The sequence below is a fragment of the Actinacidiphila polyblastidii genome, from assembly GCF_036353415.1.
In the GTDB taxonomy this organism is placed as follows: Bacteria; Actinomycetota; Actinomycetes; order Streptomycetales; family Streptomycetaceae; genus Actinacidiphila; species Actinacidiphila polyblastidii.
Genome location: NZ_JAZEWV010000002.1, coordinates 189,129 through 214,098 on the forward strand (window position 1 = coordinate 189,129; position 24,970 = coordinate 214,098).

The 24,970-nt window shown below is 74.3% G+C and carries 22 protein-coding genes and 2 tRNA genes; 12 read left to right on the top strand and 12 right to left on the bottom strand.

Going from position 1 to position 24,970, the window contains the following annotated elements; translation table 11 throughout:
- Nucleotides 1-176 precede the first annotated feature (176 nt).
- The gene (locus V2S66_RS04075) at nucleotides 177-1,037 is read left to right on the top strand and encodes a DinB family protein (RefSeq protein ID WP_330793028.1); all 861 of its coding nucleotides are present in this window, start codon (nucleotides 177-179) and stop codon (nucleotides 1,035-1,037) included.
- A gap of 31 nt (nucleotides 1,038-1,068) precedes the next feature.
- On the opposite strand, the gene V2S66_RS04080 is transcribed toward V2S66_RS04075, so the two are convergent.
- From V2S66_RS04080 to V2S66_RS04105, 6 genes are all read right to left on the bottom strand, one after another.
- Nucleotides 1,069-1,791: a hypothetical protein gene (locus V2S66_RS04080; protein ID WP_330793029.1), complete on the bottom strand. Its 723-nt coding sequence runs from the start codon at nucleotides 1,789-1,791 to the stop codon at nucleotides 1,069-1,071.
- Between the two features lie 236 nt (nucleotides 1,792-2,027).
- On the bottom strand, nucleotides 2,028-2,639 hold the full coding sequence (locus tag V2S66_RS04085; RefSeq protein WP_330793030.1) for a methylated-DNA--[protein]-cysteine S-methyltransferase: 612 nt from the start codon (nucleotides 2,637-2,639) through the stop codon (nucleotides 2,028-2,030).
- Complete coding sequence (locus tag V2S66_RS04090) at nucleotides 2,636-3,088, bottom strand: RNA polymerase sigma factor (RefSeq protein WP_330793031.1); 453 nt, start codon at nucleotides 3,086-3,088, stop codon at nucleotides 2,636-2,638. The genes V2S66_RS04085 and V2S66_RS04090 overlap by 4 nt, the downstream gene beginning before the upstream one ends.
- 147 nt (nucleotides 3,089-3,235) lie before the next feature.
- A complete protein-coding gene (locus V2S66_RS04095; protein ID WP_330793032.1) occupies nucleotides 3,236-3,850 on the bottom strand; it encodes a methylated-DNA--[protein]-cysteine S-methyltransferase in 615 nt (204 codons plus the stop codon).
- Nucleotides 3,851-3,941: 91 nt separating this feature from the next.
- Nucleotides 3,942-4,748 (bottom strand): family 1 encapsulin nanocompartment shell protein, encoded by an 807-nt coding sequence (locus V2S66_RS04100; RefSeq protein ID WP_330793234.1) that lies wholly within the window; start codon nucleotides 4,746-4,748, stop codon nucleotides 3,942-3,944.
- A 70-nt stretch (nucleotides 4,749-4,818) separates the two neighbouring features.
- Complete coding sequence (locus V2S66_RS04105; RefSeq protein WP_330793235.1) at nucleotides 4,819-5,895, bottom strand: Dyp-type peroxidase; 1,077 nt, start codon at nucleotides 5,893-5,895, stop codon at nucleotides 4,819-4,821.
- Nucleotides 5,896-6,204: 309 nt separating this feature from the next.
- On the opposite strand from V2S66_RS04105, the gene msrA reads away from it, so the two are divergent.
- From msrA to V2S66_RS04125, 4 genes are all read left to right on the top strand, one after another.
- On the top strand, nucleotides 6,205-6,717 hold the full coding sequence (gene msrA, locus V2S66_RS04110) for a peptide-methionine (S)-S-oxide reductase MsrA (protein ID WP_330793033.1): 513 nt from the start codon (nucleotides 6,205-6,207) through the stop codon (nucleotides 6,715-6,717).
- 110 nt (nucleotides 6,718-6,827) lie between these two features.
- Entirely contained in the window at nucleotides 6,828-7,427 is a 600-nt protein-coding gene (locus tag V2S66_RS04115) for a sulfite oxidase-like oxidoreductase (protein ID WP_330793034.1), read from the top strand.
- A gap of 40 nt (nucleotides 7,428-7,467) precedes the next feature.
- On the top strand, nucleotides 7,468-8,220 hold the full coding sequence (locus tag V2S66_RS04120) for a ferredoxin reductase (RefSeq protein WP_330793035.1): 753 nt from the start codon (nucleotides 7,468-7,470) through the stop codon (nucleotides 8,218-8,220).
- 5 nt (nucleotides 8,221-8,225) lie between these two features.
- Complete coding sequence (locus V2S66_RS04125) at nucleotides 8,226-8,531, top strand: DUF6510 family protein (protein WP_330793036.1); 306 nt, start codon at nucleotides 8,226-8,228, stop codon at nucleotides 8,529-8,531.
- A gap of 62 nt (nucleotides 8,532-8,593) precedes the next feature.
- Here the strand turns inward: V2S66_RS04125 and V2S66_RS04130 are convergent, their stop codons facing one another.
- Nucleotides 8,594-9,541 carry an LAETG motif-containing sortase-dependent surface protein gene (locus tag V2S66_RS04130; RefSeq protein ID WP_330793037.1) on the bottom strand — a complete coding sequence of 316 codons (948 nt, stop codon included), beginning with the start codon at nucleotides 9,539-9,541 and terminating at the stop codon, nucleotides 8,594-8,596.
- 582 nt (nucleotides 9,542-10,123) lie between these two features.
- Between V2S66_RS04130 and V2S66_RS04135 the strand changes: the two genes are divergently transcribed.
- From V2S66_RS04135 to V2S66_RS04155, 5 genes are all read left to right on the top strand, one after another.
- Nucleotides 10,124-10,429, top strand: a complete 306-nt coding sequence (locus V2S66_RS04135) for a hypothetical protein (RefSeq protein ID WP_330793038.1) — start codon at nucleotides 10,124-10,126, stop codon at nucleotides 10,427-10,429.
- A 146-nt stretch (nucleotides 10,430-10,575) separates the two neighbouring features.
- Complete coding sequence (locus V2S66_RS04140) at nucleotides 10,576-11,595, top strand: ribokinase (protein ID WP_413966280.1); 1,020 nt, start codon at nucleotides 10,576-10,578, stop codon at nucleotides 11,593-11,595.
- 106 nt (nucleotides 11,596-11,701) lie between these two features.
- Complete coding sequence (locus V2S66_RS04145) at nucleotides 11,702-12,559, top strand: DUF1906 domain-containing protein (RefSeq protein ID WP_330793040.1); 858 nt, start codon at nucleotides 11,702-11,704, stop codon at nucleotides 12,557-12,559.
- Between the two features lie 211 nt (nucleotides 12,560-12,770).
- Nucleotides 12,771-13,295 carry a SigE family RNA polymerase sigma factor gene (locus V2S66_RS04150; RefSeq protein ID WP_330793041.1) on the top strand — a complete coding sequence of 175 codons (525 nt, stop codon included), beginning with the start codon at nucleotides 12,771-12,773 and terminating at the stop codon, nucleotides 13,293-13,295.
- Between the two features lie 128 nt (nucleotides 13,296-13,423).
- Nucleotides 13,424-15,088 (top strand): long-chain fatty acid--CoA ligase, encoded by a 1,665-nt coding sequence (locus tag V2S66_RS04155; protein ID WP_330793042.1) that lies wholly within the window; start codon nucleotides 13,424-13,426, stop codon nucleotides 15,086-15,088.
- A gap of 874 nt (nucleotides 15,089-15,962) precedes the next feature.
- On the opposite strand, the gene V2S66_RS04160 is transcribed toward V2S66_RS04155, so the two are convergent.
- Both V2S66_RS04160 and V2S66_RS04165 read right to left on the bottom strand, forming a co-directional pair.
- Complete coding sequence (locus V2S66_RS04160; RefSeq protein ID WP_330793043.1) at nucleotides 15,963-20,051, bottom strand: hybrid sensor histidine kinase/response regulator; 4,089 nt, start codon at nucleotides 20,049-20,051, stop codon at nucleotides 15,963-15,965.
- A 335-nt stretch (nucleotides 20,052-20,386) separates the two neighbouring features.
- Nucleotides 20,387-20,869, bottom strand: coding sequence for a hypothetical protein (locus V2S66_RS04165; RefSeq protein ID WP_330793044.1), 483 nt, complete (start codon nucleotides 20,867-20,869; stop codon nucleotides 20,387-20,389).
- 202 nt (nucleotides 20,870-21,071) lie between these two features.
- Between V2S66_RS04165 and V2S66_RS04170 the strand changes: the two genes are divergently transcribed.
- Both V2S66_RS04170 and V2S66_RS04175 read left to right on the top strand, forming a co-directional pair.
- Nucleotides 21,072-21,165 (top strand) — tRNA-Ser (locus tag V2S66_RS04170).
- 213 nt (nucleotides 21,166-21,378) lie between these two features.
- Nucleotides 21,379-21,451 (top strand) — tRNA-Arg (locus tag V2S66_RS04175).
- Between the two features lie 80 nt (nucleotides 21,452-21,531).
- Here the strand turns inward: V2S66_RS04175 and V2S66_RS04180 are convergent.
- The 3 genes from V2S66_RS04180 to V2S66_RS04190 form a co-directional block, all read right to left on the bottom strand.
- On the bottom strand, nucleotides 21,532-22,815 hold the full coding sequence (locus V2S66_RS04180) for a tyrosine-type recombinase/integrase (RefSeq protein WP_330793045.1): 1,284 nt from the start codon (nucleotides 22,813-22,815) through the stop codon (nucleotides 21,532-21,534).
- Nucleotides 22,816-22,817: 2 nt separating this feature from the next.
- Nucleotides 22,818-23,006 (bottom strand): helix-turn-helix domain-containing protein, encoded by a 189-nt coding sequence (locus tag V2S66_RS04185; RefSeq protein ID WP_330793046.1) that lies wholly within the window; start codon nucleotides 23,004-23,006, stop codon nucleotides 22,818-22,820.
- 487 nt (nucleotides 23,007-23,493) lie between these two features.
- On the bottom strand, nucleotides 23,494-24,969 hold the full coding sequence (locus V2S66_RS04190; protein WP_330793047.1) for an ATP-binding protein: 1,476 nt from the start codon (nucleotides 24,967-24,969) through the stop codon (nucleotides 23,494-23,496).
- Nucleotide 24,970 lies beyond the last annotated feature (1 nt).

Sequence of the window (24,970 nt, forward strand, 5' to 3'; positions counted from 1 at the left end):
GCTGCGCCGTCGGGCTTCTGCGGTGTTCCCGGCTCGCGGCCGGTGGGGTCGCCCGCGCCGTTCCTCGCGCCCCTGGGGGCGCTGGGGTGGGAGTCGGCAATGTGGGAGAAGCCGGGGGGCGGGTGGATGGGATTCGCTGGGGCGGCCGGGGGTGCCGATACGGGGGAGCGGGCGGGATGGTCACGCACGAGCGGTGGTTGGCGATCAGGAGTTCGCTGGAGAAGGTGCACAAGGAGTTCGCCGGGATGGTGGCGGCCGCTGATCCGGGCCGGATGGCCACCGCGCACTGGAACGCGGCGGACACCGCCGCGCACGTGACGGCGATCGCCGCGATGTACACGGCGCTGCTGCACGACGGCCTCGCCGACGACGCGTTCCCCGAGGTGGGCGACGCCTGGCGGGCCTCGACGGTGGACACCGTGCACCACTTCAACGCCGCGACGCTGCGCGTCTACCGCGAGCGCCGCGTCCCGTACGTGCTGGACCGGCTGGACGCCGAGGTGGGGGAGCTGCTGCGGGCCTCCGCCGACGTCGACTTCACGAGCACGCGGCCCTGGCTGGGCGACTCACGGGTCCCCGTCGCCGGGCTGCTCGCCCACCTGATGAACGAGCTCCACATCCACGGCTGGGACGTCGCCCGCGCGAACCGCCTGCCGTGGACCATCGACCCGGCGGACGCCGCGCACTTCCCCGAGGCGTTCCTGACCGGCGTCATCGGCAACGGGTACGGCCACCTCGTCGACGGCGGCGGGCCCCCCAGCGAGCGGCGGATCACCGTGCAGTTCCGCTCGCGCCACACCACCACGACCACGTTCGCCCTGCACCGCGGCGTGGTCAGCGTCGAACGGCCGCGCGCCGACGACGACGTGCGGCTCACCTTCGACCCGACAACGCTGAACCTGATGCTCTTCGGCCGGATCAGCCACGCCAGGGCGGCGCTCACCCGGCGCGTCCGGGTGAGCGGCCCCCGCCCGTGGCTGCTGCCGCGGTTCATGAAGACGGTTCGGCTGCCGAGCGGTCAGGGCCAGGCGACCTGACCGAGGGCGGCTCCGCGCGGCAGCCGCCCTCTCAGAGCTGGTCGTTCGCCATCTCGATGTCCAGGTCGATGTAGAGGTTCGCCCACGGCGGCAGCCCGCCCACCTGGGCGTTCGCGTACGCCTGGATGCGCTGGTCGAGCGCGGCGTACGCGGGGTCGGCCGTCACCGCCGGCAGGTTGATCAGCTCGAACTCCGCGACGTAGTGGGCGGAGAGGAAGATCCGGTGGTTGAACGGGTCGTACACCAGCCTGCCGCCCTCCAGCAGCGCCTGGCCGTTGCCCCGGGAGTGGATCGTCGAGATGTGGAACTCGAAGTACGACGGCACCCGGTTCAGGTCCGTCGTGAGGCCGGTGGCGGCCGCCGGGTGCGTGGTGTGCGCGGTCACGCTCTCCTTGAGCCAGGCGTAGTTGGCCCGGCCCCGGATTCCGGCGGTGGCGGCGGGCGGCGGCGCCGTGTAGGGGCCCTGCGGCAGGCCGTTGTCGATCGGGCGGCCCGAGTGCGACGACCGGATCGGCAGCCCGGTCGACGCCAGGTAGCCGGGCTCGGCGTTCGTGTAGGCCAGCAGGTCGGCGCTGCGGCCCCGGTCGTGCAGCGCCTGGAGGGCCGCCTGCCGGCGCAGCAGCCGTCCCAGCGTGTGGGTGGTGTGGCGCTTCAGCAGTTCGAGGTCGCCGCGGTCGGCGGCGATCAGCTGCGGGTAGTTGATCTCCGTGGGAGTGCCCAGCGTCGATCGGGCACAGTCGTCGAGAAACGGCACAGTCCTGCTCCCCCCAGTCGGCTCCCCCCGGAGCCGGCTTGTCATGTATCCGGCGTACCGGCGCGCATCACCGCGCACCGGGCCAGCAGAGCCTATGTCCGCATGGCGACGGGTACGACCCGCTTGCCTGAGTCGTTCCAGAACGGCCGGAAACCGCCGGTGGCGACTGCCGGACCGGACGGTCCCGGGGCCGGGTCGCCCCTCGCCGGGGGCACCCCGGGGACCTGTGCCGGCGCTCAGCCGGCCGGGCCGGCGGCGGCGGATTCCAGGTCGAGCAGCAGGTGCTTGGCGGGTTCGCCGCCCGCGTAGGAGCCGGCGGCGCCGTCGGAGCGGACCACGCGGTGGCACGGCACGACCAGCGGCAGAGGGTTGGTGGCACAGGCGGTTCCGGCCGCGCGGAAGGCGCGGGGGCGGCCCGCGGCGGCGGCGACCTGCGCGTAGGAGGAGGTGCCGCCGTAGGGGATGTCGAGCAGGCGGGTCAGCACGTCACGCCGGAAGCCCTTCGACAGCCGCCGGTCGAGCGGCAGGTCGAAGCCGGTGCGGCGGCGCGCGAAGTACGCGTCGATCTGCCGGGCGGCCTCGTCCAGGCGGCCGGGCGCGTGCAGCACGCGCGGGCTGACCAGGTCGGCGAGCTGCTGCAGCGCCGCGTCGTGGTCCTGCACCGCGTACGCGATCCTGACCAGGCCCAGGCCGGTCGCGGCGAGCAGCAGCGTGCCCGCCGGGGTGTCGAGCGTGCGGTAGGCGACGTCGAGCAGGTCCTCGTGCCCGGCGCGCGCCGCCAGCCGGGTGCGCAGCCGCGCCATCGTGTCCGGGTCGTCGGCGGGCAGCCCCGCGAAGACATCGCTCATCTCTCCTCCTTCAGGTAGGTGCGGCGCAGGGTCCTGATGCCGTCCGCGCCGGCCCTGCGCGCCGCGTCGGTGCTGCCGCCGGTGAGCGCGGCGATCTCCGCGTACGGCAGGCCGGCCAGGTAGTGGTAGGCCACCGCCTGCCGCTGGCGGGGCGGCAGCTCTGCGAGCGCCCGCCACAGGTCCGGGTCCCAGTCCTCGGGCCGGCCGTCGCGGCCCGGCCGGTCCGGGAGCTCGCCGACCGGCAGGGCCCGCCGCGCGGCGCCGCGCACCACGTCGAGGGCCTTGCGGTGGGCGATGGTCACCAGCCACGCCTCGACGTTCGCGCCGGCGGGCAGCTCCGGGTAGGCGCGCAGCGCCGCCACGAACGTCTCGGACCAGGCGTCCTCGGCGTCGTGCGGCCCGACCACGGCCCGCACGACGCGCAGCACCATCGGGCCGTGCTCGGTCACGACCCGCTCGAACGGCGGCTTCGCGGCACTGGGCGGCCCGCCGGCGGTGCGAGCGCGGGTGCGCGTGCGGGCGCGGGACGTGCTGTGCGTGCTGGGCGTACTCACACCGGGTAGACGCTCCGGGCGCGGCAAACGTGAGCCCTCCGCTCAGAAAAGCCGGGACTCCCGCTCCCCCGCGGGCTCCTCCAGGTCCAGCAGGAACCGCTTGCGGTCCAGACCGCCCGCGTACCCGGTCAGCTTCCCGCCCGCGCCCACCACCCGGTGGCACGCCACGACCAGGCTCAGCGGATTGCGGCCGACCGCCGTGCCGACGGCCTGCGCCAGCAGCCGGTCGCCCAGGTCCCCGGCCAGGTCGCCGTAGGTGCGGGTGGCGCCGTACGGGATCGCGGCGATCAGGTCCCACACCCGCCGCTGGAAGTCGTCGCCCCTGGCCGCCAGCGGCAGCGCGAACTCCCGCCGCCCGCCCGCGAAGAACTCGGCCAGCTGCCGCCGCGCCTCGGCGAGCACCGGCTCGCCGTCCGCGCGCTCGCCCAGCTTCTCCGGCCCGGGGCGGCCGCGGTGCTGGTGCGCGAAGTAGACGCCGGTCAGCGCGCCGTCCTCGGCGACCAGGACGAGGTCGCCGAGCGGCGAGCCGGCGACGGCGTGGCGCGGCCCGCCGCCAGGGGCCGTCGTCGCGGTGCCGGAGGCGGCCGCCGCCCCTGTCTCCGATCCCGTCTCCGGGTGCGTCTCGGTGATCGTCTCGTCGGTCTGTGTCCGGGGCATGACGCGCTCCTCTCGGTTGCCGGGGGCCGGCGGCCCGGTGCGTGCGGGCCGCCGTCACCCCGTAGACGCGCGGGCGGCGCGGAACGTGAGGTCAGTTCGCGGCGGGTTTGAGCGCGACGCCCGCCTCGGAGGTGTGGACGAGGAAGGTCAGTGTCTCCTGGAAGTACAGCTGGACGGTGTCCGCGTCGTGCGCGAGGTAGCCGATGGACACGTCCTGGCCGAGCCGCAGCTCGAAGTCGCCGCCGCGGGTGGCCAGCAGGAACGCGCCGTCGATCGCCGGCGCCCAGATGATGTCGCCGTCCAGCAGCCGCGCGAGGTGGTTGTGGATCGGGTAGCCGTGGTCGGAGGTCTCACTGACCGCGGTGTACGCGTCCGCGCTCAGCGCCAGGCTGTACGCGCCGTCCACGCCCGCCAGCCGCAGCGCGGTGACGGCCTGGCTGACCGCGTCCGGATACGCCCGCACGTCCGCGGGCAGCGTCAGCTCGGCGTTGGAGGAGGCGGCCCTGATGCCGGTGATCCCGGCGGCCGGGTAGCCCTCGAAGACCGCCCGGTCCTCGGCGTAGGCGAGGGCCTTCGCGGCGTCCTTCACCGGCTGCCAGTCCGCGTCCTTCGCGCCGCGCTCCACGTCGTCGGCCTGCCGGCGGTCGATGGTGAACGGCACGCGCAGCTCGACCACCGGCTGCGAGCGGCGCAGGTGCGCGGTGACGCCCTCCGCGGGTGCCACGACCGGGTCGAGGTGGCCGGTCGCCACGGAGGCGAACTCCGGCCCGGCCGGCTCCGGCACGTCCACGATCCGCCGGGCGGCGACGTTGCGCTTGAAGGTACGCCGCGCCTCCGCCTCCAGGTCGGCCCAGGCGGCAGCGGAGAGGGGGGCGAGTTCGCGGTGCAGGTTGTTCACGGGGGACATGCTCCGTTCCTGTCGTCCAGCGGTTCTGCGTCCAGCGGGTCTGCGTCCAGCGGTTCTGCGTCTAGCGGTTCTGCGGGTTCAGGCCGCCGATGCCGAGGCTGCCGTCGGGCTCGCGGTCCTCGGCGGGAGAGGGGTCGGCGGCCGGGGCGGCGGCGGCCGGGGCGGTCGCCGCGGCCGGCAGCGGCGGCAGGTCGTCGAGGAACCCGGCGGGCGGTACGTAGAAGAGGGTGCCGGTCAGCGCGGTCGAGAAGTCCAGGATGGGGTCGTGGGAGGTGGGCGGCACGCCGAGGAACATGTTCCGCAGCATCTCCTCGGTGACCTCCGGGGTCCGCGCGTACCCGATGAAGTACGTGCCGAACTCGCCGCGGCCGGGGCTGCCGAACGGCATGTTGTCGCGGAGGATCTGCCGCTCCGCGCCGTCGGGGCCGGTGATCGTGTTGAGCGTGACGTGCGAGCCCTCGTCGTCCCGCTCGACGTTGCCGCTCTTCGTCCGGCCGATGATCCGCTCCTGCGCCTCGACCGGCAGCGCGTTCCAGGCGTCCAGGTCGTGGAGGTACTTCTGCACGATCACGTACGAGCCGCCCGCGTGCGCCGGGTCCTCCTCGCCGATCAGGACGGCCGCGCGGGCCGCCGCGCCGACCGGGTTCTCGGTGCCGTCGACGAAGCCGAGCAGATCGCGGACGTCCTGGTACGTGAAGCCCTGCACCTCGTCCCGCACGGTCACCGCGGTGCGCAGCCGCGTCATGATCTCCGCGGCCAGCCCGAAGCACAGGTCGAGGCGGCCCGCGCGCAGGTGGAAGAGCAGGTCGCCGGGTGTGGCGGGGGCGCGGTGGCGCGGGCCGTCGAGGGCGCGGAAGGGGTGCAGCCCGGCCGGCCGCGGCGCGGCGAACAGGCGGTCCCAGGCGTCGGAGCCGACGCCGGCCACGCAGCTCAGGGCGCCGTCGGGGCTGCCGAAGCCGACCGCGCGGGTCAGCCCCGGCAGGTCCTCGAGCAGGTCGCGGACGGTGTCCTCGCCGCCCGGGTCGACCGTCACGACCAGGAAGATCGCGGCGGTGGTCAGCGGGCTGAGCACCGGCTGCGGCTCGGGGTCGGGGCGGGGAGCGGCGGACGCCGCGCCGGGGGCGGCGCCGGGCCCCACCGCCGGCGAGGGCGCGGCGGGCGGGGAGGCGGCGGCGGAGGCGGGTGCGGTGGGCGGTGCGGGGGCGGTCAAGCGCTCCTCCTGGAGTGAAGGTCTGCTGCTCGGAGTCTGCCCGAACCGGCCGCGGTCCGCAGCGAGGGCCCCGCGGTCCGCGGGAACCGGTCGCGGTCCGCCGGGTGCCGTCACCCGGTCGTGGGCGGTTTCACCCCGGGCCCGGGAAGACTCCGGGCCCCGCCGACGCTGAGGAAGGCGAGGACTCGGACGCGACGAGGAACGCGAGAGGACTCGGAGACGAAGGAGCGATGAGAGATGGCCACGCAGACGCAGAGGGCCGTGCTGGCAGGCGGATGCTTCTGGGGCATGCAGGACCTGATCCGGCGGCAGCCGGGAGTGACCGCGACCCGGGTCGGCTACAGCGGCGGTGACGTGCCCCACGCCACCTACCGCAACCACGGCACCCACGCGGAGTCGATCGAGATCCTCTTCGACCCGGAGCAGACCGACTACCGGGCCATCCTGGAGTTCTTCTTCCAGATCCACGACCCGAGCACGAAGAACCGCCAGGGCAACGACATGGGTCTGAGCTACCGGTCGGCCATCTACTACGTGGACGACGAGCAGAAGCGGATCGCCGAGGACACCATCGCGGACGTGGACGCCTCCGGGCTGTGGCCCGGCAAGGTCGTCACCGAGGTGGAGCCGGTCGGCCCGTTCTGGGAGGCCGAGCCGGAGCACCAGGACTACCTGGAGCGCTACCCCGACGGCTACACCTGCCACTTCCCGCGGCCCGGCTGGCGGCTGCCGGTCCGTACCGAGGGCTGAGCCCAGGACCGGCCTCGACTGTGCCCGCGCCGCCCGTCCCACCCTCCGGTGGGCGGGCGGCGCGGGCACGTCGCATGCTGGGAGGTGGGCGGGGAGGAAGGACGTGCGCCATGGCGATCGTCTCGCGGGGATTCCACGGCAGGCGGCCCACGGCCGGGCACCGGCTGCCGCCGGGCCAGTACGAGACCCACGACTTCCCGGTCCTCTCGGCCGGACCGACACCGCGCGTGCCACGCGACGAGTGGACGTTCACCGTGACCACCGAGACGGGCGCGCGCCACACCTGGGACTGGGCGCGGTTCACCGCGCTGCCCACGCAGGAGCCGACCGTGGACCTGCACTGCGTGACCAAGTGGTCGAAGTTCGGGACGCACTGGTCGGGCGTCTCACTGGACGAGCTGCTCGCGGACGTCGCGACCGCCGCGGACTTCGCCCTCGTCCACTGCTACGGCGGCTACACCACGAACCTGCCGCTGGCGGACCTGCTCGACGGCCGGGCGTGGATCGCCCACGGCTACGACGGCGGGGACCTGCCCGCGGAGCACGGCGGTCCCGCCCGCCTGCTGGTCCCGCACCTGTATCTGTGGAAGTCCGCGAAGTGGGTGCGCGGCATCGAGCTGCGCACCGAGGACGAGCCCGGATTCTGGGAGAGCGCCGGCTACCACGACTACGGCGACCCGTGGCGCGAGCAGCGCTACCAGGGTGACTAGGGCGAGGGCGGGCCGCGTGGACCCGGGCACGGGCGCGGGCATGGCCGCAGGCACGCGTACCCGTGAGCTGCCGCTGCGCTGGCGGGCCGCGGAGCTGTCGGCCCGGCGCACCGAGTCCCGCTCGGCCGAGACCCTCGTGCTGCGGGTCCCCGGCTGGCCGGGGCACCTGCCGGGGCAGCACGTCGACGTCCGGCTGACCGCCGAGGACGGCTACAGCACGCAGCGCAGCTACTCCGTGGCGTCCGCACCGGACGGCGACCGGGTGGAGCTGACCGTGCAGCGCGTGGACGACGGCGAGGTCTCGCCGTATCTCGCGGACGTGTTCTCCCCCGGCGACCTGGTCGAGGTGCGCGGCCCGGTGGGCGGCTGGTTCGTGTGGCGGCCGCGGGAGCAGGCCGAGCCGGTGCTGCTGGTCGCGGGCGGCTCCGGGATCGTCCCGCTGATGGCGATGGTCCGGGTGCGTACGGCGCTGGGCAGCCGGGTGCCGTTCCGGCTGCTGTACTCGGTGCGCGAGCCCGCCGACCGGCTCTACGCGGCGGAGCTGGACCGCGGGGCGCCCGGCCTCGACACGACGCTCCTCTACACCAGGACCGCGCCGCCCGGCGCCGGCAGGGCCGCGGGCCGGCTCACCCCGCAGGACCTGGTCGCCTGGGGCTGGCCGCCGGACTTCGAGCCGGCCGTCTACGTCTGCGGTCCGACCGGCTTCGTCGAGGCGGCCGCCGCCTTCCTCGTCGGCCTCGGCCACGCACCCGAACGCATCCGCACCGAACGCTTCGGCCCGACCGGAGGATGACCCCCATGAACCCCATGACCCCCATGAACGCTGTGCGCTACGACGACGGCGCCTACGAGGACGGCAACGCCCTCGCCGGACCGCTCTCCGAGCTCTTCGCCGTCGACCTCACCACCGCCCAGGCCCGCTGCACCCACTGCGGCACCTCAGGCCCGGTGGCCATGCTCAGGGTCTACGCCCACGGGCCGGGCTTCACCGCCCGCTGCCCCGACTGCACCCAGGTCGTCCTGCGCCTGGTCCGCGGCCCGGAGACGGCCTGGCTCGACCTGCGCGGCACCGTCTGTCTGGCCATTCCGGTGGCGGCCCCCTGACACGGCGACGGCCGCCCGCCCGGGGTCGACCCCGGGCGGACGGCCGTCGATCAGCTGAGGTGTCAGCTGTGCGAACCGCTGCGGCGGCGTCGCGTGAAGTAGACGGCTGCGCCGCCCGCGACGAGGAGCGCCGCGCCGCCGCCCGCGAAGGCGACGTTCTGCGAGCTGTTGGAGCCGGTCTCGGCGAGGTTGCCGGTGCCCGAGGACGAGGTGGCCGGCGGCACCGAGGGGGTGCCGGTCGGGGCCGCGGTGCTGGTGGGCGTGCCGGTCGGCGTGCTCGCGGAGGGCGACGGGGAGGCCGTGTCACTCACGGAGGGCGACGGGCTCGGCGTGCCGGTGGTGTCCGTCGGCGTCGGCGTCGGGGTGTCCGTGGTGTCGGTCGGCGTCGGGGTCGGCGAGTCCGTGGTGTCCGTCGGCGTCGGCGTCGGGGTGTCCGTCGTCTCGGTCGGGGTGGGGGTCGGCGTCTGGTCGTCGCACTTGTGACCGCCGTTCCACGCCGTGATCAGGTGCGGCGGGGTGTAGGAGTCCGGGAAGTGCGGGAGCGCGCCGTGGCCCTCACCGGACTGGCCGTCGTACACGACGTTCTCGGGGTTGCCGTACAGGTCGACCTGGCCGAAGCAGGTCGGGGTGGACCCGCTGATGTCCAGCGTGTCCTTCGTGTGGCCCTTGTAGAGCGTGATCGTCTTCGACGTCAGGTACGTCTGCAGGCCGGAGCTGTCCCAGGACGGACCCTCGGCGGTGTAGGACGCCAGTGTGATCCGGTACTGGCAGCCCTCCTCCGGGTTCTCCGTCAGCTTGACGGTGATCTTGGACGGCGGGGTGTCCCCGTTGATGCGTCCGTCCCGCGTCCAGTGCCCGCCGTCGACCTTGTACTGCACGCCGGCGGTCTGGCCGCAGTCGCTGCCGTCGTCGGACGCGGAGGCGGTGCCGATGCCGCCGAGCGTGATGGCCGCCGTGATGGAGCCGATGCCGGCAGCAACGCCTATGGCTCGTCTGGTTGTCGCTCGCACTTGAGTAATGCTCCCTGAATGCTGGTCGGGCAGCCAGGTGCAGGCAGGCGGGCGAGGACTCCACGTTTGACGTGCGACGTGCCCGATGGCCTGCGAGGCGTCTCGCCGCCGAAAGCTCGGTGTTCCACGGCCAGTTGGCCGGACGACCGAGTATGCCCCGCAGACCTTGTTTCTGTACAGGCGCAAACGTCGGGTTTGCTGCCTTCTGCCTGGAACTCCCACCCTGTGGATCGGTCTTTTGACTCTCCGTGGGAACGATCGCAAAGCGGCGGTGTCCCACGGAGATTCAGCAATCTCGACTCATGCCGCGGGCCGATGGTTGTACGCGGCGGCGCACGAATTCCGGCGAACTGCTCCGGCGAGCCGGAGTGAATGGGTTTATCGACAGATCGTCACGCGTGCGAGCGAAAAGGATCATGCTGCGGCATCCCGGTGCGTTGCGTGGGCAATTCTCGTCCTGGCGACGCCGCACCACGCACAGAACGAACGAACAGAACCAATGCGACACCGCGCCGCGGCGGTGCACCGGTCGGCCGGCCGCGCACCGCGCAGCGCACAGTCCGTTTCCTGGGAGGGAACACCATGGCAAGCATCCGTACCGTCCGTGTCCTGGCCGCTGTCGCGGCACTGCCCGTCGCGGCGGTGTTGTTCGCCGGCACCGCCGTGGCCGACGACGGCGCTTTCGCGGGTGGCCACTCGAACGCGACGGTGGTGAGCAACTCCGGCGGCAATGTCGGCGCGGGCAACTTCGGCAACGTGACGACCACTCAGCAGGCGGCCACCGGCGCCGGGGCCTCGAACCAGAACAGCACGGCGAGCGTGGCCGGTTCCGCGTTCACCGCCATCCACCAGGACGACGTCGGCATCCACTTCTCCCCGCTGCGGTGAGCCGTCCCGCCCGCGGCTCCTCGGCCCGGTGCGCCGTGTGGCACGGCGCACCGGGGTCCAGGGGGGCCGCCGGCGGGGCCTGATCCGATCGGCCGGGGCGCGCGGTGGCGGTGGGAGTCGCCACCGCGCGCCCCGGCCGCGGGAGGATGGAGGACGTGACGGATACGGGGAGCGCTCGCACGCTGCTGGTGGTCGGTTCGGCCAACGCCGACCTCGTCGTACGGGTCCGGCGGCACCCGGCGCCCGGCGAGACGGTGCTCGGCGAGACGGTGCCCGGCCGGTCGGGCCTGGCGGTGCACCCGGGCGGCAAGGGCGCCAACCAGGCGGTCGCGGCCGGCCGGCTCGGCGCCCGCGTCGGCTTCTGCGGCCGGGTCGGCCGGGACCCCCACGGCGAACTGCTGGCCGGCGTGCTGCGTGAGGCGGGCGTCGACACCGCGGCGCTGGCCGTGGACGAGGCGCAGCCGAGCGGCGTCGCCCTGATCACCGTGGCCGAGGGCGGCGAGAACACCATCGTGGTCGCGCCCGGCGCCAACGCCGCGCTGACCGCCGCCGAGGTGGAGGCCGCGATCACGGCCGGCGAGCGGCCGCGGGTGGTGTCCGTGCAGTGCGAGGTGCCGCCGGAGGCGGTCCGGGCGGCGGCGCTCGCGGCCCCGCGCCTGGTGCTCAACCCGTCGCCGCCCGAGGCGCTGGCCGCGAGCCGCTATGCGGCCGAAGTCCTCGCGCGCGCCGACCCGTTGGTGGTCAACGAGCACGAGATGCGCGCGCTGCTCGCCGGGCTCTGCGGCGCGGAGGGGCTGGGCGGTGCGGGCGGCGGGGAGGGCGCCGGCGCCCAGGAGTTGCTGCGGCTCGGGGTGCGCTCGGCGGTGGTCACCCTCGGCGGCGCGGGCGCGGTGCTGGTCGAGCGGGGGGATCGGGGGGATCGGGGAGCGCACGGCGGACGCGGCGGCGGCCGTACGACGCGGGTGCCCGCGGTCCGGGTGCCGGTCGTCGACACCACCGGTGCGGGCGACGCCTTCACCGGCGCGCTGGCGTGGCGGCTGGCCGAGGGAGACGGGCTGGCGGCGGCGGTCGGCTGGGCGGTGCGGGCGGGCGCGGCGGCCGTGGGGGAGGCCGGTGCGCAACTTTCATCCACAGCCTGTGGAAAACTTCTTGCCGACCGACCCTGACCTCTCCGCCCCGGCCTCCCCGCCCGGTCCGCCGCCCGGTCCGCCGGACGGGTGCTCGGCGGCGTGTCTCCGTGGTCCGCGGCCCCGGGCGTCGTTGACTCACGGGGTGACCGAAAGAAATACGTTTATCCGGTTCCTCCTGTCCGGACTGGCGACGCTGACCGGTCTGCTCCTCACCGCCACGGCGGCCGGCGCGGCCGGCGCGCCCGGCGGCCCGGCGCCGCGCGGCCACCACGCCGCCGCTCGGATCTTCCAGGGCGACGGCTTCGACACCTGCCAGGCCCCCGACCTCGCCACGATGAGCGCCTGGCGCGCGAACTCCACCTACCGCGCGGCCGGCATCTACTTCGGCGGCCGCGCCCGCGCCTGCTCCTCGCAGAAGTACCTGACCCCCGACTGGGTACGGCAGACCAGCGCCGCGGGCTGGAGCCTGCTGCCCATCTACGTCGGCTCCCAGAGCCCCTGCGTCAACGGCACCAACAAGAACCCGTACCTCATCGACACCGCGAACCCGGGCGCCCAGGGCTCCGCCGAGGGGCAGGACGCGGTGAGCAGCGCCCAGGCGCTCGGCCTGGAGCAGGGCAGCGCGCTGTACCTCGACATGGAGGCGTACGACATCGGCGACAGCGCGTGCGCGAGCGCCACGCTGAAGTACGTCCAGGCCTGGGACCAGGCGGTCGACGCGGCCGGCTACCTCTCCGGCTTCTACAGCAGCGCCGACTCCGGCATCCGGCAGATGGAGCAGTCCCGTCTCGCCGGAGCCGCCTCGCTGCCCGACGTCATCTGGTACGCCCGCTGGGGCGTGGCCGCCACGCTGACCGCGGAGCCGTCGCTCGCGCCGACCGCCTGGACCCCGCACGCGCGCATCCACCAGTACACCGGGAGCGTCACCGAGTCGCACGGCGGCAAGAGCCTGACCGTCGACCGCGACCTGGTCGACGCACCCGTCGCCGTGGTCGGCTGACCGCCACCGTGACCGGTGCGGGGGCGGCCCGTTCGGGGGACGACCCGGAGACGACTCCGGGTCATCCCCCAGGTGCATCCCCTGCGGGAAGAGACCCCCGGGATCACCCCTCGGGAGGTGGGGACAGCCCCCGTCGTACGACCTGAGAGTGATCCCGTTTCGGCACTTCCGGCCGATCCGCCGGACCCCCCGCGGCTCCTACCGTGGAGCCATGACCACGCCTGTGTGCACCAGCGCCAACACGACGCAGTTCACGGCCTACGTCCGCACCAAGGGCCCGACGCTGCTGCGCACCGCGCGCGCCCTGACCCCGAACCCCGCGGACGCGGAAGACCTGCTGCAGACCGCGCTCACCAAGACCTACCTCGCCTGGGACCGGATCGACGACCACCGGGCCGTCGACGGCTACGTCCGCCGCACCCTCGTCAACACGCGCACCTCGCAGTGGCGCAAGCGCAAGGTCGACGAGTTCTCCACCGACGAACTGCCCGAGCCGGCCGCCGCGGCGCAGCCCGACCTCACCGAGCAGCAGGCGCAGCGCGACGCGCTGCTGCGGGCCATAGCGCGGCTGCCCCCGCGCCAGCGCGCGATGGTCGTGCTGCGCTACTACGAGGACATGAGCGAGGTGCAGACCGCGGAGACCCTCGGCGTCTCGGTCGGCACCGTCAAGAGCGCGGTGTCGCGGGCGCTCGGCAAGCTGCGCGACGACCCGGAACTGGAGCTGTGCGTGGCCTGAAGCAGGCCGGGCGAGGTGACCGATCCGGTGCGGGGTAGTGACATACCAAGCGGTATGCCAGCAGAATCGCGGGAAACCGACTCTGTCGTCCGCCCTGATCCCGCCGTCGCCGTCGCCGGAGGCCCCTTGTGCTCAGCACCATGCAGGACGTCCCGCTGACCGTCACCCGCATCCTCGTGCACGGGACGCAGGTGCACGGCCGCTCCACCGTCACCACGTGGACCGGGGAGGACGAACCGCGGCGGCAGACCTTCCGCGAGACCGGCCTGCGCGCGGTGCAGCTCGCCCACGCGCTCCGCGACGACCTGCGCGTCGACCGCGGCGACCGGGTCGCGACCCTGATGTGGAACAACGCCGAGCACCTTGAGGCGTACCTCGCCATCCCGTCGATGGGCGCGGTGCTGCACACCCTGAACCTGCGGCTGCCCGCCGACCAGCTCACCTTCATCGTCAACCACGCCGCGGACCGCGTCATCCTGGTCGACGGCAGCCTCCTGCCGCTGCTCGCCCCGCTGCTGCCGCAGCTGGAACCGGTCGAGCACCTGGTCGTGGTCGGCCCCGGCGACCTGTCGCTGCTGGACGGCTGCCGCCCCGCGGTGCACGCCTACGAGGACCTGCTGGCCGGCCGCCCCCGGCACTACGACTGGCCCGAGCTGGACGAGCGCGAGGCCGCGGCCATGTGCTACACCTCCGGCACCACCGGCGACCCCAAGGGCGTGGTGTACTCGCACCGTTCGGTCTACCTGCACTCCCTGCAGGTCAACACCGCCGAGTCGATGGGCATGACCAGCCACGACACGACGCTGCCGGTCGTGCCGATGTTCCACGTCAACGCCTGGGGCCTGCCGCACGCCGCCTTCATGACCGGCATCAACATGCTGATGCCGGACCGCTTCCTGCAGCCCGGCCCGCTCGCCGAGATGATCGAGTCGCAGCGGCCCACGCACGCCGCCGCGGTGCCGACCATCTGGCAGGGCCTGCTCGCCGAGCTGACCGCCAAGCCGCGCGACGTCTCCAGCCTCCAGCATGTCACCATCGGCGGTTCGGCCTGCCCGCCGTCGCTGATGAAGGCGTTCGACGAGCAGCTCGGCGTGACGCTCCGGCACGCCTGGGGGATGACGGAGACCTCGCCGCTCGGCACCGTCGCCCACCCGCCGGCCGGCGTCGACGCCGAGGAGGAGTGGGCGTACCGGATCACCCAGGGCCGCTTCCCCGCGTCCGTCGAGGCGCGGCTGATCGGCCCCGACGGCTCCGTCATGCCCTGGGACGGCAGCTCGGCCGGCGAGCTGGAGGTCCGCGGGCCGTGGATCGCCGCCGCCTACTACGGTGGCGCCGGCGAGGAACCGCTGCGCCCCGAGGACAAGTTCAGCCCCGACGGCTGGCTGCGCACCGGCGACGTCGGCGTCATCTCCGACGACGGCTACCTCACCCTCACCGACCGCGCGAAGGACGTCATCAAGTCCGGCGGCGAGTGGATCTCCTCGGTCGACCTGGAGAACCACCTGATGGCCCACCCGGACGTCACCGAGGCCGCGGTCGTCGCCGTCCCAGACGAGCGCTGGGGCGAACGGCCACTGGCCACCGTCGTGCTGCGCGATGACGCCACCGCCGACTACGCGGCGCTGCGCGCCTTCCTGGAGTCGCGCGTCGCCCGCTGGCAGGTCCCCGAGCGCTGGGCGCTCGTCGCCGCGGTCCCGAAGACCAGCGTCGGCAAGTTCGACAAGAAGGTCATCCGCAAGTCCTACGCCGCCGGCGAGCTGGACGTCACCGACCTCCACACCGAGCGCCCGTAGCCCGCCCCCGGGCGCGCACCTTGAGGGGCGCGGGGAACCCCGCGACCAGCCCCGTCGCAACCTCCACGCGCCCACCGGCCCGCAGGGGCACCCACCGTGGTGAACGGCCACCGGCCGGCGCGGGGCCCCGGGTCACCGGCAGGAGGCCCACCACCCGCTGAACGCCCCGCCGGGGCGGGGCCCCGGGTCACCGGCGCAACGCCCGCCCACGGGGCGGGGCCTCGGGTCACCGGCAGGAGGCCCACCGCCGGGTGAACGCCCCACCGGGGCGGAGCCGCAGGTCACCGGCAGGAGGCCCACCGCCGGGTGAACGCCCCACGGGATGGGGCCCCGGGTCACCGCCGGGTGAACGCCCCACGGGGTGGGGCCGCAGGCCCACCGCCGGGTGAACGCCCCACCGGGGCGGAGCCCCGGGCCGCCGGCAGGAGGCCCACCGCCGGGTGAACGCCCCACCGGGGCGGGGCCGCAGGCCGCCGGCAGGAGGCCCACCGCCGGGTGAACGCCCCACGGGGTGGGCCCGCAGGCCGCCGGCAGGAGGCCCACCGCCGGGTGAACGCCCCATCGGGGCGGAGCCCCGGGCCGCCGGCGCAACGCCCGCCCACGGGGCGGGGCCCGCAGGCCACCGGCAGGAGGCCCACCGCCGGGTGAACGCCCCACCGGGGCGGGCCCCCGGGTCACCGGCGCAACGCCCGCCCACAGGGCGGAGCCCCGGGTCACCGGCGCAACGCCCGCCCACAGGGCGGGGCCCCGGGTCACCGGCAGGAGGCCCACCGCCGGGTGAACGCCCCACCGGGGCGGGCCACCGGGCCGCCGGCGCAACGCCCACCGCATGGGGAACGCCCCACCGCCCGGTGAACCGCCGCGCGAAGCGCGGCTACGCTCCGATCTTGCCGAGCAGATCCACGATCCGCGCCTGCACGTCCGTACTCGTCGACCGCTCCGCGAGGAACAGCACGGTCTCGCCCGACGCCAGCCGCGGCAGCTCCGCCGGGTCGATGTCGGCGGAGGTGTACACGACGAGCGGCGTCGTGTTCAGCCGCGCGTGGCCGCGCAGCCAGTCCACGATGCCCTGCCGGCGCCGCCGGATCAGCATCAGGTCCATCACCACCAGGTTCGGGTGGATCTGGGCCGCCTGCGTCATCGCGTCGGTCTCCGAGTTCGCGTGCGTGACCTGCATGCCCCGCCGCTCCAGCGTCGCCGCGAACGCCTGCGCGATCGGGTCGTGGCTCTCCACGAGCAGCACCCGCGGCGGGTGCTGCTCGCTGTCGCGCGGCGCGAGCGCCTTGAGCAGCACGGCGGGGTCGGCGCCGTACGCCGCCTCCCGCGTCGCCTGCCCGAGCCCGGCGGTCACCAGCACCGGCACGTCGGCGGCGGCCGCCGCCTGCCGCAGGGACTGGAGCGCGGTCCTGGTGATCGGCCCGGTCAGCGGGTCGACGAACAGCGCCGCGGGCGGCTCCGCGACCTGCGCGTCGACCTCCTCGCGGGACCGTACGATCACCGGCCGGTAGCCGCGGTCGGTCAGCGCCTGGCGGGTCGAGACGTCCGGCTCCGGCCACACCAGCAGCCGGCGCGGCTCCTCCAGCGGCTCCTCGTGCCGGTCGTCCGCCGCGTCGACGGCATCGGTGACGTCCACCGCGCCGTTCGGGCCGTCCAGCAGCTCGGGCCCCTCGTCCGCGCCTTCGGCGGGCGCGCCTATCGCGTAGGAGCGGCCCTGCTCCGCGTCGCCGGACGGCACCGGGCGCAGCAGCGCGGTCTCCCGGTCGTCGGGCCGCGCGGGAGCCGTACCCGTACCCGTACCCGTACCCGTACCGGCATCCGTACCGGTATCCGTGCCCGTACTCGTACTGCTGCCCGCGCCGTCGCCCTGGCCCGGCCTGCGGACCGGCAGTTGGCCGCTGTCGGGGTCGGCCTGCGGATGCTGCCTGGCCTGGGTCTCGCCGCCCGGCGTCGGCGCGGGCTGGCTCGGCACCCGCGGCAGGATCGAGCCGCTGCTCTGCTGCGGGGGCGCGGCCAGCCTGCGCCGCCGCCCCGAGCCGCCGGCCGCGACCTGCGCGGGCAGCTCCGGCTGACCGCCGGTGCGGGCGTCCCCGGCGAACGGCACGCCCTGCCCGAGCGTGCGCACGCTGATGGCCCGGCCGTGGCTGTGCTGCTGGCGGTCGTCGTGCTCGCCCATGCCGAGCGCGGGCGGCGCCGACGCCAGCGGCGGCGGGCCGCCGGCCGGTGCGCCCGGCGCGGCGGGCCACGCGTTCTGGTGCCGCGGATCGCCCGCGGCCGGGTCGCCGCCGGCGCCGTGCGGCTCGGGCCACTGCGTGGGGCCCGGAGCCTCCGGTCGTCGCGGTGCCGGCTGCCCGCCGCCCGGACCGGAGTCCTGGCCGTGCGGGCCCTGACCCTGCGGGTCCGGCCACGGCGCGGCGGCCGGCTCGGCGGCGCCGTCGTCGCCGCCTGTGTCGCCGGTGGTGCCCGCGTCGCCGGTGGCGCCCGCGCTGCCGTGCTGCTCGGGCCAGTCGCCGGAGGCGCTCGTACCCGGCCGGCGGAATCGCGGCTGCGCGCCTTCCTCCGGCTGCGGCTGCGGCTGCGGGCCGGGCCACTGCGCGGGCTCGGGCGTGCCGGGCCGGGGCGGTACGGGCCGGCTGCCCGGTTCAGGCGTGGACGGCGGCTGGGCTGGAGGGTTCTGGGCGGAAGGGTTCTGCGCGGAAGGGTTCTGCGCGGCGGGGTGGCCCGGGTTCTGCGCGTGCGGGCCCGGCCACTCCTGCGGGGTGGGCGGGCCGCCCACCGGAGACGCCGGCCAGGACGGCTGCGGGGCGTTGCCCTGCGGGGGGACGGCGACGGGGGCGTTCGGCGCGGCGCCCGGTGCGGCCGGCGGCTCGATCGCGCGGCGGGCCCGCCGCCCGGTGCCCTCGGGCGGGCCCTGCGGCCGGCCGGAGTCGGCGCCCGCGGCGGGCAGGGCGTTGGGGATCGGCGGCGCGGGCAGCTCGGCGCGTACCGGCTGCCCGGCCTGCCCGGCCTGCGCCCCCTCGTCCTCCTCGGGGCGGGCGCGCCGCGCCCTGCGCCCGGTCGGCTGGTCGGGGCCCGCGCCCTCGGGCGCGCCCGAGGGCTCCCCGGCGGGGGCGCCGGCCGCGGCGCCGTGTTCGTCGGAGGGCCGGCGCAGCGCGCGGCGGCGGCCGGTCGGGGCCTCGCTCTGATCGGCTGCGGCAGGCACCGCCCAGGGCGCGACGATGGTTCCGGTGTCATGAGAGGGGTCGACGGGGTCGGCGGACGTGCGGGGCCGCGGCCGGCCGTCACCCGGCGGCGCACCACCCGCACCCGTACCGCTGCCGGCGTCCGTGCCCGCGTGGGCGTCCGTACCGGCGTCCGTACCGGCGGCGGGGCCGTGCGCCGCGTCCGCGCCGCCGTCACCCGAGCGGGCGCCGCCCGTACCGGTTCCGGCCGTGGCCGCGCGGCCGCGCGAACCCGTGCCCGTACGACCGCCCGCGGCGGACGCCGCTCCCGCCCCGGAACCGTCCGATCCGGTGCCGGCCGCGGGCACCTCCAGCACGTACGCGCTGCCCTGCCCCGGCACCTCGTGGGTCTGGAGCACGCCGCCGTGGGCCTCCACCACGCCGCGGGCGAGCGGCAGATGGACCGGGTCGCCGCCCGCGCTCGGCCCGCGCACGTCGATCCGCACGACGTCACCGCGCTGGGCCGCCGCGACCACGATCGTGGAGTCGCCGGAGTACGCGATCGCGTTTCCGGCCGAGTCGACGCCCGCGACGTCGGCGATCAGGTGGGACAGCGCGGTGGCCATCCGCTCGCCGTCCACCGACACCTCGGCCGGCGGAGCGTGCACCGCGTACTGCGCGCGCCCCGGCCCGATCAGCTCGACGGCGCCCTCGACCGCGGCGGCCACCAGGTCGTCGAGCCCGACGGGCGCGCGGTGCAGCCGGTCCTCGCCGCGGTCCAGCCGCTGGAAGGCCAGCACGTTGTCGATCAGCGTGGTGATCCGCGCGTACCCGGCGGCGAGGTGGTGCAGGATCTGGTTGGCCTCCGGCCACAGCTGCCCGGCCGGGTCCGCGGCCAGCCCGGTCAGCTCGCCGCGCAGCTCGGCCAGCGGCCCGCGCAGCGAGGTGTCGAGCAGCGCCCGCAGCTGCCCGACCCGCGCCTCCATCGCGTCGTACTGGGTGCGGTCGGTGAACGTCATGACCGCGCCGACCAGTTGGTCGCCGTCCCGTACCGGCGCCGTGGTCAGGTCGACGGGCACCGGCTTGCCGTCCTTGCGCCACAGCACCTGCCCGCGCACCCGGTGCTTGCGGCCGCTCCTGAGGGTGTCGGCGAGCGGCGTCTCCTCGTACGCCAGCGGCGAGCCGTCCGCGCGCGAGTGGTGGACCAGCGGGTGCAGCTCCCGGCCGCCCAGGTCGGTCGCGCGGTGCCCGAGGATCTGCGCCGCCGACGGGTTGACCAGCACGACCTTGCCGGCCGTGTCCACGCCCACCACGCCCTCCGCGGCGGCGCGCAGGATCATCTCGGTCTGCCGCTGCTGGCGGGCGAGTTCGGCCTCCGTGTCGACCGTGCCGGACAGGTCGCGCACCACCAGCATCAGCAGCTCGTCGCCGGTGTAGTGCGGCACGCCGTCGCCGAAGTCCGCGTACGGCGTCCGGCCGTCCTCCAGGTTGGCGCTCGTGACCTGCGCGGGGAAGGCGCTGCCGTCGGTGCGGTGCGCGGTCATCCGGGTCGGCTTCGTCCGGGTGTCCTCGGCGGCCTCGCGCGGGCTGCGCATCGACCCGGGGATGCGCTTGGGGTCGAAGTCCGGCAGCAGGTCCAGCAGACCGCGCCCGACCAGCGCCGTCCCCCGCGTCTCGAACGTCTCCAGAGCGATCGCGTTCGCGTTCACCACGGTGCCGTTGGCGTTGACGAGGAGCAGGGCGTCGGGGAGGGCGTCGAGTATCGAGGCGAGGCGAGCAGCGCCTCGGGATGGCCTGCTGCTCACGGACGCGTCCTCCTTGTAACCGCATGCACTGCGTACTGCTGCTTGCTGCCTGCTGGGGTGGAGCCGGGGGTGGTGCCGGGGTGCTGCCGCGTCGCCCGGGGCGGCCTGCTCCGCACAGCGCGCATCCGTCACGCGGCGCGGTCGGCTGCGGTCCTCGTCACGGGCGGCCCATCTTGCCGCCACCCCCGGGCCATGTCACTAGACCGAGTGTACGTGTCGCCCCTTGCGTCGGGGCGTCGGATGCGCATGTGGGGCTGTGCGCCTCGCCGTTGAGGGTCGTGCGGGGCGGGTGTGGCGTGTGTCACGAAGCCGGGCGGCCGCGGGCGCGGGCGGCTTCAGGCGGCCATCGGCCGCATGTGCCGGACCCGGAGCGGGTCCGGCAGCGCCGGCTCCATCCGGTGCCAACGCGCCACCTCGCACCCGTTCGTGCGCCGGTAGGTCTCGATCACCGGCCGCCCGTTCCAGCTGCCGCTGAGCCGGGCGGTCTGCGGGCCGCCGTAGATCATCGAGCAGGCCTGCCCGGCCGGCACCGGCGGCAGCGGGCCGCCGAGGAAGTCCAGGTGCGCGCACGGCTCGTCCTCGCGGCGCAGCCCGCAGGTGATGCGGTAGAAGCGGGCGTGGCCCGCGCCGTCGTCGTACGCCACCGTGAGCCGGTCGAACGTCCGCGGGACGCCGAGGGCGGAGGCGGCGGGCGCGGGCAGCAGCGCGGCGACCGCCGCGGCGGCGGTGAGCGCGAGGGCGAGCGGGACGAGCGGGGCGCGCAGCGCGCGGACGCCTGCGGGGAGCGCGCGGAGCGAGAGGGACGCCGTACGGGTCATGCGGTCTCCCTACCGCACGGGCGGCCGGCCGCCGCGGCACCTCACCCGATCGTGGGCGCGGCGGCGCCCACGCGGAGGCAGCCGCAGCGGCCAACCGCTTTGCCCTGCCCAGGCCCGGCCTTGTACCGTATTCTCGGATTGGTCGCAGCCTCCAGGCTGTGCCATCATTCCTCCACGCGCCCGGTCACCGGGCACGTACCCAGGAGGCGTCGCCTAGTCCGGTCTATGGCGCCGCACTGCTAATGCGGTTTGGGCTTTACCGTCCATCGAGGGTTCAAATCCCTCCGCCTCCGCCATCACGACCCAGGAGCCCCTGCCCCGCCCGGCCGGGGCTCCACCCTTTTCCCCATGCCTGCCCGCGCCTTCCACCCCCCTCTCGGCGCGACCCCCGCGGACCCCGTTTCCGCAGCTCATCCCCCCTCTGCCGTATCGATTTCACCTCCCGCGCCACCTCATGTAATGTTGTCCACGCAACGCGGAGCGGCCCCCAGGGCCAGGACGCAAGCCCCGCACTCGTAGCTCAACGGATAGAGCATCTGACTACGGATCAGAAGGTTGCAGGTTCGAATCCTGCCGAGTGCACACAGTTCAAAGGCCCCCTGGACATCGTCCAGGGGGCCTTTGACATCACCGACTGACATCAACGCGGCCGGGAGCTCCCGTCAGGCGGCGGCTCCGGGGCTCGCGTCGCCCGTCTCGGCTTCCTCCGGATCGTCCACCCCGAGCGTGTCGTCCATGCGGTCGGCGGCGGCTCGCAGGGTCGTCTGCATCACGTGCGCGTAGGTGTCCAGGGTCATGGTGATGGTGCTGTGGCCCAGCGTCTCCATGATGGTCCGGGCATCGACTCCCTGTGCGAGCAGCAGCGACGCGCAGGTGTGCCGGAGGTCGTGCACGCGCACCCGGCGCACCTTGGCGTCCCGGCACAGGATGGTCAGCATCCGGTTCAGGCTGCGCGGGTCGGTCGCCCGCCCGGTGGCGGTGGTGAACACCAGGCCGGTCGGCTGACTGGCCACCGGCACCCACTTCGTGCCGGCCACCTTCCGCTCCCGCTCCTGCGCTTCCCGATGCTCGTTGAGCGCCTGCACGCACCGCTTGGGGAGCGCGATGGTGCGGAGCGAGCGCGCTGTTTTCGGCGTGCCGAAGATCAACTCTCGCTTGATGCGCTGGAGGTTTCGCCGCACCCGAAGCTGCCCGTTGACCAGGTCGATATCCGACCAGGTGAGCGCCAGGACTTCCCCGCGTCGCAGCCCGGTGGAGATCAGCAGCAGCCACAGGGCGTAGAGCCGGTGGGCGCGGGCGGTCCTGAGTAGCATCCGGGCTTCGGCGGCGTCCAACGGACGGACCTCCTGACGTTCGACGGTGGGTGTTTCCACGATTCGGGCGACGTTGCGGGCAATCAGTTCCTCCCGAACGGCCTGTTGCAGAGCGGACCGCAGTACGGCGTGCGCGTACTGGACGGTCCTGGCGGAGGGCCGACGCTCGCAGCAGCGGCCCACCGCGCAGCAGTGGCGTTCCTCCTGGGGCCGCGCCTTGTCGACTCCGCGCAGGCAGCACAGACAGCCGTTCTTGAACTGCGCGAGGAACAGCCGGATGTCGGCGGGCGAGAGGCGGTTGAGCTTCTTCTTGGCGAGCGCGGGGCGGATGTAGAGGCGGGTCAGACCCTCGTAGCTGTTGAGCGTTGCTGGCTTGAGGCGCGTGGGCGCGATGGTGGCGAGCCAGTAGGTCAGGTAGTCGCCGAACGCCATGGCGGAGGTCGCGGCAGGGATTCCCTGCCGGGTCTTCTCCTGGAGTTCCGTGAGCTTGCCGGCCACGTCTTCGCGGGTCCGTCCGTAGACGAACTTCCGTACCCGGGTGCCGTCCGGGCGGTACACGTACGCGGCGGCCTGGTACCGGCCGTCCGCCCGCTTGGTGATGGTGCCTTCACCGTTGGCGCGGCGCTTTGCCATGGTCAGTCCTCGTCTTCGGTGCGGGTACGGATGTAGGCGGCGACCGCGTCCACGGAGATGCGGCGGGCACGGCCGATGGTGAAGCTCGGCAGTTCGCGCGAGCGGATGAGGTCGTAGACCTTGAAGCGGCTGATGTGGAGAGCCGTCATGACTTCGGGGACGGTCAGGGCTTGCGGTGGGGCGGTGGTCACCGTGTCCTCCTGGTCCGGACATGGGCCGTGCCCCGCAGCGGCGGTGCTGCGGGGCACGGCGGGGGTGGGGTGGGTCTGTCCGAGGTTCGGATTTCTGCGTCATTGCGTCATCCGCGTCATGCGAGCTTTTGACCTGGGGGTTTGCATGACGCGGCGGTGCGGGGCTGCGTCATGCGTGCGTCATTGCTGCGTCATGGGGTGTCGCAGCCCATGACGCAGATGACGCAGGATGACGCAGGGCCGGTCGTCTGCGTCATGGCCTTTTCCGCAGGCCGGAGGTGGGTTTCCGGCTCGCATGACGCACATGACGCAGCGTCTTCCCTCTTAGGAAAAAGAGGGGGCGTCTGTTGTGGCGCGGTGCGCCTCACAGCGTGTGGAAGGTGCCGCTTCGCGGCGCGATCCTGGGGCGGCCCATGGCCGAAGAGCAAGAGGAGCACCCGGGCACAGCGGCGCGTGGTGCTCTTCTTGCTTGTCCCGGGGTGACGGGTCAGAACGCCTCCTGTTGCTCGGGTGGAGGCGGTGCGGCGGGGCGGGTCATTTCGAGGTAGCGGCCCTCGAAGGTGCGGCCGGTGTCGATGATGACGCCCCGGGCGGCGAGGGTGGGCTGGAGGCGCTTGAGGCGGTCGGAGAGGACTTTGCCGGTGGTGGGCCAGCCCTTGGGTAGGGGGCGCAGTTCGTCGCCGTTGTAGAGGTGGCTGAGGCAGTGAAGCCATTGGGTGGAGGTCATCCGCTCGGCCGCGCCCGGGTCGATGGTCTCGGCGTGCTGGAGAACGGTCTGCGCGAGGAGGTCGCCCTCGATCACGTCGTCGTTGAGGTCGTCCAGGCTGGCCCGGTAGGCGGGCAGGGCCCCGAGGCCGGTGGCTGCGTCGAGCTGCGCGCACAGGTGGGCGAAGTCCGCCATCCGCAGATCGGTGGGGGTCTCCGCCGCTACCGCCCGGACCCGGACCGTCAGGTCCAGCAGGGACCCGAGAACGACGGGCAGAACCTCCGCGTACTCCGCCCAGAGTTCGGCCTCGGTGCGGCGGACGCGGGGGCGTTCCAGGCGCAGCGGCAGGAGCCGTTCGGCAAGGTCCGGGCGGATGACGCCGACGTCGATTCCGGTCAGCAGGAGGGGGCGGCGGTAGCGGGCGCGGAAGACGTCCCCGTCGGTGAACAGCGCCCGCTTGACGCTCTCGGCGCCGGTCACGATGCAGCACATCGCGTCGGACAGGTCGGGGGTCATGTGGCTCAGGTTGTCCAGGGCGGTGACCCATCCGGCCGCCACCGCCGCGATGAGGTTCTCCTCGTCCTTGGGGGCGCGGCGCAGGTCCCCGCTCATGCCCTCCACGATGCGGATCAGCATGCGCCCGCCGGTGGACTTGCCCGCACCCTGCGGCCCGGTGAGGAACGGCGCGGGGACGGGCACGGACGGTTCCAGGCAGCCGATCAGCCAGGCGATGGCCAGGCATTCGGTCTCGGCGGTGGCGAAGTTGCACAGCCGCAGCAGCAGATCAATGCCCTTGCTGTCGATGTCGCGGGTGGGCAGGGGGAGTTCCCCGGTGAGCTGGGTGCGCCGCCAGCACACTTCACGGGGGTCGGGGACGGTGATGTCCCACCCGGTGGGGTGGATACGCACCGACTGCCCGTCATCGCGCCCCAGGTCGAGCCACGTCGCCCCGTCGAACCCGGGGGCGACCCGGATGTGCACGGGCTGTACATCCTCGGTCAGGGCAAGCGCTTCGATCAGGTCCAGGGCCTCTTTCAGGGCGGTGCCGTTGAACACGCCGCGTCCGTCGCGGAACAGGCCGACCATGAGTTCCTGCCGGTGGCTGCCGGTCGTGCCCTGGGAACGGATCGGGCGGGCCACGGGGTGACCGTTGCGCTGCGCGTACACGGTGCCCTCGGCGGTGCGGAAGTACCGGAAGTGCGCCTGCGCGTAGTCGGTGATGATCTCCCGGGCGGGGTTCTTCTCATCCTCGGCCATG